10 protein-coding genes are annotated in these 10,054 nt (G+C 60.9%); 7 read left to right on the top strand and 3 right to left on the bottom strand.

Annotation, left to right across the window (positions count from 1 at the left end; genetic code table 11):
* Positions 1–95: 95 nt before the first annotated feature.
* Together FN835_RS20485 and FN835_RS21505 are read right to left on the bottom strand one after the other, a co-directional pair.
* Positions 96–740 (bottom strand): TonB-dependent receptor plug domain-containing protein, encoded by a 645-nt coding sequence (locus FN835_RS20485; protein WP_281285427.1) that lies wholly within the window; start codon positions 738–740, stop codon positions 96–98.
* A 596-nt stretch (positions 741–1,336) separates the two neighbouring features.
* The gene (locus FN835_RS21505) at positions 1,337–1,651 is read right to left on the bottom strand and encodes a hypothetical protein (protein WP_221930506.1); all 315 of its coding nucleotides are present in this window, start codon (positions 1,649–1,651) and stop codon (positions 1,337–1,339) included.
* Between FN835_RS21505 and FN835_RS21500 the strand changes: the two genes are divergently transcribed.
* Positions 1,626–1,901, top strand: a complete 276-nt coding sequence (locus FN835_RS21500) for a hypothetical protein (RefSeq protein ID WP_221930505.1) — start codon at positions 1,626–1,628, stop codon at positions 1,899–1,901. The two genes, FN835_RS21505 and FN835_RS21500, sit on opposite strands and share 26 nt — an antisense overlap.
* Before the next feature lie 13 nt (positions 1,902–1,914).
* On the opposite strand, the gene FN835_RS20475 is transcribed toward FN835_RS21500, so the two are convergent.
* On the bottom strand, positions 1,915–2,832 hold the full coding sequence (locus FN835_RS20475) for a GntR family transcriptional regulator (protein ID WP_142665091.1): 918 nt from the start codon (positions 2,830–2,832) through the stop codon (positions 1,915–1,917).
* Positions 2,833–2,962: 130 nt separating this feature from the next.
* On the opposite strand from FN835_RS20475, the gene FN835_RS20470 reads away from it, so the two are divergent.
* The 6 genes from FN835_RS20470 to otnK form a co-directional block, all read left to right on the top strand.
* A complete protein-coding gene (locus FN835_RS20470) occupies positions 2,963–4,048 on the top strand; it encodes an isocitrate/isopropylmalate dehydrogenase family protein (protein ID WP_142665090.1) in 1,086 nt (361 codons plus the stop codon).
* A 107-nt stretch (positions 4,049–4,155) separates the two neighbouring features.
* A complete protein-coding gene (locus tag FN835_RS20465) occupies positions 4,156–5,247 on the top strand; it encodes an ABC transporter substrate-binding protein (protein ID WP_142665089.1) in 1,092 nt (363 codons plus the stop codon).
* A 57-nt stretch (positions 5,248–5,304) separates the two neighbouring features.
* Positions 5,305–7,056 carry an ABC transporter permease gene (locus FN835_RS20460; RefSeq protein WP_142665088.1) on the top strand — a complete coding sequence of 584 codons (1,752 nt, stop codon included), beginning with the start codon at positions 5,305–5,307 and terminating at the stop codon, positions 7,054–7,056.
* Positions 7,049–8,125, top strand: coding sequence for an ABC transporter ATP-binding protein (locus FN835_RS20455; protein WP_142665087.1), 1,077 nt, complete (start codon positions 7,049–7,051; stop codon positions 8,123–8,125). The genes FN835_RS20460 and FN835_RS20455 overlap by 8 nt, the downstream gene beginning before the upstream one ends.
* 63 nt (positions 8,126–8,188) lie before the next feature.
* Complete coding sequence (locus FN835_RS20450; protein ID WP_221930503.1) at positions 8,189–8,860, top strand: aspartate/glutamate racemase family protein; 672 nt, start codon at positions 8,189–8,191, stop codon at positions 8,858–8,860.
* Between the two features lie 34 nt (positions 8,861–8,894).
* Positions 8,895–10,054, top strand: a 1,160-nt coding sequence (gene otnK / locus FN835_RS20445) for a 3-oxo-tetronate kinase (protein ID WP_142665085.1), incomplete at its 3' end; no start/stop codon positions are given.

Below are 10,054 nucleotides of genomic sequence, written 5' to 3'. Positions count from 1 at the left end.
CGCGGATGGCCTCAAGAGCCACCTTCGCCTTGAACTCTGCAGAATAGCGCTTGCGTTTCGTCATTTCAGATTGGTTCTTCCTCAGGCGCTAAAGCTTAGCCTCTGGTCCGAAATCTTGCGACCACCTCTGCATAGAAGGAAAGCTGCTGGCTGTTTTCGAAGCCTTCTTCGCCCTGGAACGTGCCTTCGGCAGTGACCGAGCCGCTCCATTCATCTGCCACGGGCTTGGTGATGATGTTGATCACGCCGCCCATCGCGTCCGACCCGTAAAGCGAAGACATCGGACCACGCACCACCTCGATCCGTTCGATCGCGGAAACCGGGGGGATAAAGCTTTGCTCATAGCCCGCATTGCCATTGGTGCGGGATTCGCGCGTGCTTTGGCGTTTGCCGTCCACAAGGATCAGCGTGTATTGCCCCGGAAGACCGCGGATGAAGATGTCTTCCTCATTCGCGACGCCGGTGGTGACGACGCCGGTCACTTCGCGCAGTGCGTCCGACAGGCTGGTGAAGCTGCCCTTTTCAAGGTCTTCCGAGGTGATGACGGACACGCTTGCGGGCGTATCCCGGACACTTTGTTCAAAGCCCGATGCGGTGATGACAACGGTATCCAGCGCCACGGTCGGGGTGGCGGTCTCGGCGTCCTGCGCATTGGCCAGCGAAGGCGCCACCAGCGCCGAACACAAAAGCAGGCCGCCCAGACGGGCATGTCGCGATTGGGGGCGATTTTCAGACAACATGAGCAAGCATTCCTTTTGAAAGACAGGCCGTAACAATTGCTGGCGTGCTTGCTTGCTGTGTCGTGTGGCGGGAACTTCAGTCGCTATGTCGGTGGTGGGCGGGGGTGTCAACCAAGCCGCAGCCCGAAACCTTAGTATTTCTGTTAATTTCTTGCGTTTTCAAAAGCATCATGTGTTAAATATGCAACTGCATACCATCGAGGAAACAACGGGCGCAGCGCGTTTCCGCGTGTGATCCGACAGCTTGCTTTTGTGTTCCCATGTCAAACGCCGCGACGCCACTTCAGGCACCGCGCATTCGCGCCGGACGACCTCGCGGCGCTCGGAGCCGTCGCAAATGGCGTGCTGCTGAAAGCCGCCCCAGCGAGGCCGGCTTTGTCGATCGGTGCGCAGTGACGCCCGGCTCGACAATCTCACGCTCGTCGTTCTATCGCGAACCGGCAGGTGAGACGGGGAACACAACCTCGGCCTGATGCAGCTGATCGACAAGCAGTTCTTCGACATCCCTTCTACAGCGGCCGGCAGATGACGTGGCATTCATGCGCAACGCAACGATCTCGGCGAGTGGTTACCAACCTGGAGTAGAGGCAAGATTCTCATTGCGATACCCGAATGAGTTCCAATGAGCTTTGCAGAATAAGAGGGATGAGACCGCCTTTTGCCAGGGTCGTAACTTCAAGGCTGGTCTCGATGGCAAGAGCAGCAAGATAAGAGCTCTGCCGTCCATTCGCGCGCGTAATGAAAACCTCTACGGTGCCCCGTGGCGTCAAACCTCGAAGGTCGATCTCAATTTTATCTTCTGCGTGGAGTGCCAACGTCTGGGGCGTGACGCCTTGGGGCAAGCGGATCGGCACAACGCCCATGCCGATCAGGTTCGCGCGGTGGATGCGTTCGAAGCTGGTGGCCAGCACCGCCCGCGTCCCAGGCCGCGCCCTTGGCTGCCCAGTCGCGCGATGTCATGGCATCGTCCGCCGAGGTGCGCAGAACATTCTCAGGCAAAAGCCGGTGGATATGCGGAAGCCGGACCAGATCATCGCCAGCGAATGCTGGCAGATCGATGAACTTCATTTCACGACCATCAATACGAATCGTGCTGGAAAAGTTCATGGCAGCCCCCTGCCCGATCCCACAACACAGGATTCAGGTTTGTTTTATTTATAAGAAAAAGCCAAAGTTAATCGTCAGCCACCACGGTCGGCATTTTTCGCGCCAAAGCGCCCGACAGATGTTTGCGCATCAGATAGGACGCCTCCAGCAACTCGTTGCGGTCAAGCATGTCCAGGATCGCAAGATGATCCGTGCATTGCACCGTCAGGCGGTTGCGATCCAGATTGGCTTGATATTCCATCAATCGCCGCATCCTGTTCACGCGAACCAGCGACATGTGCATAAAGGGATTACCCGACAGGCGCAGCAATTCCTCGTGGAAAACGGCACCATTTTCCAAAAGCCGTTCGGCTGGAAGACGTTCTATATCCCCTTCAAGCATACGCTCTTGTGTGCGGCGCAGATCGCCCAGCACCGTGCGGTCAAGCCGAAAGCTGGGCTCAAGCAGTCCCGCAGGCTCCACGATCATGCGAAAACGATAGATCTGTTCGAAAGCCTCGGGGGTCTTTGCCACGGGCAGCAACTTCCAACCATAGCCCTGCTTGGGTTCTGCCCAGCCTTCTCGGGTGGCACGGACCAGAAGCTCACTTACCTGCGCCTTGGTCAGATCATAGCGGTCGCGCAGCATCTGCTCGGTGACATCGGACGGGATGCGATCCGCAATCCAGTCATCGGCCAGCCGGTAATAGGCGCTGCCTGCCTCACGCACCAATGGCTCTAACGGATCTCCGGTGGTTTCAGGCAAGGCCTTGGCAAAAAAGCCCCGATTAGGAATTTGCTCCAGCAGCCCTTGTTCAGCCAAGAGCATCAGCGCTTCGCGGACCGGCGAGCGCGAGACGCCAAAATGATCCGCCAACGATTGCGTCACCAGCTTGTCACCTATTGCCACATCGCGGCTGGTCATCAGGTCACGAATTCGACCTGCAACACTTAGCACCAATGGGGTTCTAAGACCGGTTAGCGATTCGTGTATCTGGTCGTTCATCTGGCTTTCCATATCGGCATGGGTGCATTTTGGCAGATGTAAAACCAAAAAACAATTTGCTTTTAATGATGCAAAAATCCAAATTCAGTTAAGCCCATTGATTCGGAAGGGCAGCAGAAGGGAGAAGAGAATGCGTTTCCTCGTGTTGCCGTGTGACGGCATCGGACCCGAAATCACCAAGGCGACGATGGAGGTTCTTGAGGCGGCCAACACCCGCTTCGGACTGGGCATCGAAAGCGACTATGAGGATGTGGGTTTCCCCAGCCTTGAAAAATACGGCACCACGCTGCGCGATGAGGTAATCGAAAAGTCAAAGACCTATGATGGCATCATCCTTGGGCCGCAATCGCACATGGATTACCCGGCCCGCGACAAGGGTGGCATCAACGTCTCGGGCGGGTTCCGCGTCCGCCTGGACCTTTATGCGAATGTCCGTCCCGCCCGCACCCGTCCCTTCCTGCCCGGCAAGAAGATGGATCTGGTCATCATGCGCGAGGCGACCGAAGGCTTTTACCCCGACCGCAACATGTTCAAAGGTCTCGGTGAATTCATGCCGACCGAGGACGTGGCGCTGTCCGTCCGCAAGCTGACCGGCAAAGCCTGCGAGCGCATTGCCCGCGCGGCATTTGAGCTGGCGATGCGTCGTGGCAAGAAAGTGACCGCCGTTCACAAGGCGAACAATTTCATCATCACCGACGGCTTCTTTCTGGATTGGGTGCGCAAGGTCCATCAGGAATTCCCCGAGGTCGAGCTGAACGATGTCATCATCGACGCCATGGCGGCGCATCTGGTGCGCGATCCGTCGCGCTATGACGTGATCGTTTCGACCAACTTCTATTCTGACATCCTGTCCGACCTTGCCTCGGAATTGTCGGGCAGCCTTGGTCTGGCCGGTTCGATCAACGCCAATACCGAAACCGGGCTGGTTTGCGCGCAGGCACAGCATGGCTCAGCGCCGGATATCGAGAACCAGAACATCGCCAACCCGACCTCGCTGATCCTGTCGGTCGGAATGATGCTGACATGGCTGGGCGAACGTAAAGGCGACGATGCGCTGATCGCCGCCGGAGCAGAGATCGAACGCGCCGTCGATGCGGTGTTGGAGCGACCTGAAAACCGCACGCGCGATCTGGGTGGCAAGGTCAACACCGACGCCTTCGGCACGCTGGTTGCACAGGAAATCCAAAAGACCGCCGCCGCATCGTCGGCCGCCTGAGCTGACACGGCGCGCCGCGGAGGGAGCTGCGGCGCGCCGTCCAGAAATACCCGTCAATCGCGGCGACATGCCGGACCGGTCGGTAAAAACATATCAGGGAGGAGAGAATGACTATTACGAGACGCGGTTTCGCGGCGCTTGGCACCATGGCGCTGCTTGCTGGTAGCGCATGGGCGCAGGATGTGCCCGCAGGCTATCCCGCCGATTATGCCAAAGTGATCGAAAGCGGCAAGGCCGAGGGTAAGGTCGTCATCTATACCTCGACCGACATGGCCCAGTCGCAAGGTTTGCTGGACGCATTCACCAAGAAATACGGCATTGCGGTTGAATATAACGACCTTGGCACCAATGGCGCCTATAACCGTGCGATTTCAGAAGCAGCGGCGCGCCAGATGGGTGCGGATGTCGTCTGGAGTTCGGCTATGGACCTGCAGGTCGTGCTGGCCGCCGATGGTTACGCGCAGACCTATGCGTCGCCCGAAGCGGCGCATCTGCCTGAATGGGCCGTTTACAAAGACCAGATCTATGCCACCACGGTCGAACCGATCGGCGTCATCTACAATACCGGCGCGATCAAGCCCGAGGATTTCCCCAAGACCCGCCCGGAACTGATCGCCTATCTGAACGACAATGCCGACACGCTGAAAGGCAAGGTCGCGACCTTCGACCCCGAGAAAAGCGGCACGGGCTTTCTGCATCACACCAATGATGCGCAGGCCACCGACAGTTTCTGGGATCTGGCCAAGGCGATGGGCAAGGACGGGGTGCGGACCTATTCCAGCTCGGGCTCGATGCGCGAAACGGTGGTGTCGGGCGAAAACGTGATGGCGATCAACATCATCGGTTCCTATGCAATGGACTGGGTCAAGGGCAGCCCCAATCTGGGCGTGGCCTTCGGCACGGATTACACCGCCGCATTCTCGCGTCTTGCGCTTTTGACCGAAGGCGCGCCCCACCCCGAGGCGGGCAAGCTGTTCATCGACTTCATGCTGTCGCAAGAAGGCCAGAACGCACTGGCCAAGGGTGGGCTGCCATCGGTCCGCAACGACGTCACCGAAGGTCTGGGCTTTGACGCGCTGAACGCCGAAGTCGGCGGCAGCCTGAAACCCATCGCGATCAGCGACGATCTGCTGACCTATATGGCGCCGCAGAAACGCGTGGAGTTCTTCCGCGAATGGAACGCTGCCTTGGGCAAGTGATCCATCCCGGTGCCGCAGCCCGGCGTTGCGGCACCACCCCCGACAGGAGGAGTTCCCATGATCGCCAATTCCATCGGCGCAAAGCGCGTCGAGAAGGTCGCGCTGACCGATGTGCCGCCTAAGCTGCGCTATCGCGAGGATGCGCGCCTTTACCGCCGGCTGACAATCGGGCTGCTTGCCATTGCCGTGCTGACGCCCGTTTGCCTGATCATCTATCAAAGCTTTCTGGACGGCCCGTTCTTCAGCCCCCGTTCGCAGCTTAGCCTCAGCGCCTATAGCTATGTGCTGACCGATCCCATGTTCTGGAAAGCATTGCGGACGACCGCACTGTTTGCCGTGGGCATGGTCTTCATCGCCGTGCCCCTGGGCGGAATGCTGGCGTTTCTGCTGACACGCACGGACATTCGTTTCAAACGGATGCTGGAAATCCTCGTGCTGGTGCCGATGTTCATTTCGTCCATCGTGCTGGCATTCGGCTATACCGTTTCGGTCGGGCCGTCGGGCTTCGTGTCGATCTGGGTGCGCGATGTGTTCGGTTTCGTGCCGTGGAACCTTTACACGCTACCCGGCATCATCGTCATCGCGGGGCTAAGCCATGTCCCGCACGTCTATCTGTATGTGTCGGCGGCGATGCGCAACCTGCCCTCGGATCTTGAGGAAGCGGCGCGGACCTCCGGCGCAAGTATCTGGCAGGTGTCGCGCGATGTGACGTTGCCCATGGTGCTGCCCGCGCTGATCTTTGCTGCTGCGCTGAACCTTCTGCTGGGGTTCGAAACCTTTGGCATCCCGCTGGTGCTGGGCGATCCGAACGGCATTCTGGTGCTGACGACCTATATCTACAAGCTGACGACGCTGTTCGGCGTGCCCACCTATCAACTGATGGCCGTGGTCGCCGTGGTGCTGATCCTTGTCACGCTGCCTTTGGTGTTTTTCCAGCGCCGCCTGCTGCGCAACAGCCGCCGCTATGCCGCGCTGGGGGGGAAAGGCGCACGTGCCACGCCGTTGAAGCTGGGTCGCCAGGGCCAGATCATCGCGCTGGCGATCATCGGGATCTGGCTGATCGTTTCGGTCGTGCTGCCTATCGGCGGGATCACGGTTCGGGCATTCGTCAGCGCATGGGGTCAGGGCATCAGCCTGTGGGACCATCTGACGCTGGCCAATTTCGACCGTATGCTGGACGTGCCAAGTCTTAGCCGCGGTATCGTCAACACCCTGCTGCTAAGCGTTATCGGCGGTGCGGCTGCGGTCTTCCTGTATCTGCTGATCGGTCTTGCCGGGCATCGCAACACCGGGGCCAGCAATACCTTGCTGGATTATATCGTCCTGCTGCCGCGTGCGCTGCCGGGTCTGGTCATCGGTCTGGCCTTCTTCTGGGTGTTCCTGTTCGTGCCCTTCCTGACACCGCTGCGGCCCACGCTGATCGCGCTGTTCATCGCCTATATGGTTGTCGGCCTGTCCTATGGTCTGCGGCTGTTGCAGGCGACGCTGATGCAGGTCTCCCCCGAGCTTGAGGAATCCGCCCGCACGACCGGCGCGACCGTGATGCGCGGCTGGCGCGACGTCGTGATCCCCATCGTGCGACCGGGCCTTGCCGGTGCATGGGCGCTGATCATGATCATCTTTCTGCGTGAATATGCCACCGGCGTCTATCTGATGGGGGCAGGCACCGAGGTCATGGGATCGCTGATGGTGACCCTGCTTCAAACCGGCGCCATGGACACGATTGCCGCGCTGGCCTTTCTCTCGATCATCATGACCGCTGCCGGTCTGACCCTTGCCCTTCGTCTGGGAGCAAAAATCCATGACTGAACTGATTGTCGAAAATGTCCAGAAATGGCTGGGCGGGTTGCAAATCCTGAAAGGCGCGTCCCTGAAAGGCGAGCGTGGCTCTATCGTCGCGCTGCTGGGGGCGTCGGGCTCGGGCAAGACCACGCTTTTGCGCTGCATCGCAGGGCTGGAACAACCCGAGATCGGCTATATCAAGATCGGCGACAAGATCGCGCTGGACAGCCAGAAAGGCATCCAATTGCCGCCCGAGCAGCGCAATATCGGGCTGGTGTTCCAGTCCTATGCGCTGTGGCCGCACCGCACCGTCAAGGAAAACGTCGGCTACGGCTTGAAACTGCGCGGCGTGAACAAGGCCGATATGGACAGGCGGATCCAGAGCATCCTTGACCGTCTGGGCCTTGGTCATCTGGGCGACCGCTATCCCAGCCAGTTGTCGGGTGGTCAGCAGCAGCGCGTCGCGATCTGCCGGGCGCTGGTCTATGAACCCCGCGTGCTTTTGCTGGACGAGCCGCTGTCGAACCTTGATGCCAAGCTGCGTGAAGAGGCCCGCTACTGGATCCGCAAGCTGATCCTTGAGCTGGAAATCTGTGCGATCCTTGTCACCCATGACCAGACCGAGGCATTGGCCGCCGCAGACCACATCCTGCTTTTGCAGAACGGTCGCATCGTCCAGGACGGCACGCCCCACGACATCTATACCAATCCGACCAGCTTCTATGCGGCGGATTTCCTTGGCGCGAACAATATCGCGCGTGGAAAGGTTCTGTCGGTGCATGGCGATCAGGCGGTGATCGGCGGCGATGGCTGGCAGCTGAACGGCGCTGTCCGCGATCCCAGCGGGCTGGTGCCGGGCGCAGATGCGCAGGCGGTGATCCGCGTCGAACAGATCCGGGTCGCCAACGAACCCGGCACGAACCGGATCGAGATGGATCTGGATGACAGCCTGTATCTGGGCGACCGCTGGGAATACCGCCTGCGTCGTGGCGATTTCACGCTGAAAGCGCATGGCGGGCAAAGGCTGCCCTCGACGCGGGTCTATGCGGATATTGCACCGCAGGATGTCTGGGTTTTCCCGGTTCAGGCAGCGTGACAAGGGGCGGGACGCGCAGCCTCCTCCCCGGCTGCGCGTCTGGCATGTTTCAAGGATATTCAGATGAAACCTCGCATTGCGCTGATCCACGCCACGCCGATCGCCGTCGGCCCGATCCATGCCGCCTTCGCACGCGATTGGCCGGATGCCGACGCCATCGACATCATGGATTACAGCCTGTCGCCCGACCGCGCCCAGGCGGGTGAGATCACGAAAGCGCTTTCAGACCGTATCCTGGCGTTGGCGCAATATGGCGTCAGCACCGGGGCGCAGGCGGTGCTGTTCACCTGCTCGGCCTTTGGTTCGGCCATCGACCATGCCGCCGCGCAGATTGCCATTCCCGTGCTGAAACCAAACGAGGCGATGTTTCAGGCCGCGATGCAGGCGGGCGATCGCATCGCCATGATCTATACCTTCCCGCCTGCGGCTGCCTCCATGGAGCAGGAATTCCGCGATGAGGTGGCGCGCACCGGATCAAACGCCACGCTGACCAGCATTCTTGCCCCCGGCGCAATCGAGGCCGCGCGGGCGGGCGACATTGCCACACATGACCGGTTGGTAAGCCAGGTCGCCAAGGGTTTGACGGGCTTTGATGCGATCACGCTGGCGCATTTCTCGACCTCGACTGCATTGGCATCGGTGCGCGCTGTCAATGCGACACCCACCTATGCCAGCCCGCCCGCGGCCATCGCCAAGCTGAAAAGCCTGTTGTGCGATATGCCCGTCGCTGTTTGAAATGGCCATGCGCCACGCCATTGAAAGGAACGACATGCTGATCGGGGTCATTGCCGATGATTTCACGGGTGCCAGCGACATCGCGAATACGCTGGCCAAGGGGCACGGTGTCAGTCCCGCGTTGCGCACCGTGCAATATCTGGGTATCCCGCAGCGTCCTGCCGATGCCGGAGTTCAGGCGGGCGTGGTGTCGCTGAAAAGCCGGTCCATCCCTTCGCAGGAGGCCGTGGCGCAGTCGCTTGCTGCGCTGGACTGGCTGCTGGAACAGGGCTGTCAGCAGGTCGTGTTCAAATACTGCTCGACCTTCGATTCCACGCCCGATGGCAATATCGGCCCCGTCGCGCAGGCTTTGGCCGAACGGCTGGGCGTTCGCGGCGTGGTGGTCTGCCCCGCATTTCCGGCCATGGGCCGCACCATCTATCAGGGGCATCTGTTCGTCCGCGACCGGCTGCTGTCGGAAAGCGGCATGGAAAATCACCCCCTGACGCCGATGACCGATCCCGACATTCGCCGCTGGCTGGCCCGTCAGGTGACAGGTCCGGTGGGGTTGGTCGATACGGCGACAGTGCGTCAGGGGGCCGACGCGATCCGCAGCGCGCTGGCCGCGACCGATGCCACGCTGGCCATCGTCGATGCGACCGAGGACGACGACCTGATGCAGATCGGCCGGGCCTTGGCCGGCGCACCACTGCTGACCGGCGGCTCGGGCATCGCGATCGGTCTGGCGCAGAACTTTGCCGCCGCCGGCACAACCGCCGCGCATCACGCCGCCAATACCCGCCCAGCCGCGATCCTTGCCGGAAGCTGCTCGGGCATGACGCGCGCGCAGATCGGCACGCATCTGCAAACCCATCCGGGGCTGGAGATCGACGTGGACGCCGTGATGCAGGGCCGGATGGGCGCCGATCAGATCGTGGGCTTCGTGCTGGATCATGGCGACGCGACGCCCCTGGCCTATTCCTCGGGAACGCCCGAAGCCGTCAGCGCCGCGCAGGCCCGACACGGGCGGGAAAACGTGGCGGCCAAGCTGGACGCCCTGTTCGGAGAGGTGGCGCAGCGCCTGACCCGGCAGGGCATCGGGCGGCTGGTGGTGGCGGGGGGCGAAACCTCGGGGGCGGTCGTGTCGGCGCTGGGGCTTGAGGCGCTGGAGATCGGGGCCGAACTGGCGCCCGGCGTGCCGATCCTGCATGGCCC

Origin of the sequence: Paracoccus laeviglucosivorans (genome assembly GCF_900182695.1) — a bacterium.
GTDB classification, from domain to species: domain Bacteria; phylum Pseudomonadota; class Alphaproteobacteria; order Rhodobacterales; family Rhodobacteraceae; genus Paracoccus; species Paracoccus laeviglucosivorans.
This window is presented reverse-complemented; position numbering and strand designations above follow the sequence as displayed.

What these genes read in the sequence shown, in the direction of transcription:
- FN835_RS20475 (WP_142665091.1), bottom strand. Translation starts at nt 2,832, where the DNA reads ATGAACGACCAGATACACGAATCGCTAACCGGTCTTAGAACCCCATTG.
- FN835_RS21500 (WP_221930505.1), top strand. Translation starts at nt 1,626, where the DNA reads ATGCGTTCGAAGCTGGTGGCCAGCACCGCCCGCGTCCCAGGCCGCGCC.
- FN835_RS20455 (WP_142665087.1), top strand. Translation starts at nt 7,049, where the DNA reads ATGACTGAACTGATTGTCGAAAATGTCCAGAAATGGCTGGGCGGGTTG.
- FN835_RS20470 (WP_142665090.1), top strand. Translation starts at nt 2,963, where the DNA reads ATGCGTTTCCTCGTGTTGCCGTGTGACGGCATCGGACCCGAAATCACC.
- FN835_RS20450 (WP_221930503.1), top strand. Translation starts at nt 8,189, where the DNA reads ATGAAACCTCGCATTGCGCTGATCCACGCCACGCCGATCGCCGTCGGC.
- FN835_RS20460 (WP_142665088.1), top strand. Translation starts at nt 5,305, where the DNA reads ATGATCGCCAATTCCATCGGCGCAAAGCGCGTCGAGAAGGTCGCGCTG.
- FN835_RS20465 (WP_142665089.1), top strand. Translation starts at nt 4,156, where the DNA reads ATGACTATTACGAGACGCGGTTTCGCGGCGCTTGGCACCATGGCGCTG.
- FN835_RS20485 (WP_281285427.1), bottom strand. Translation starts at nt 740, where the DNA reads ATGTTGTCTGAAAATCGCCCCCAATCGCGACATGCCCGTCTGGGCGGC.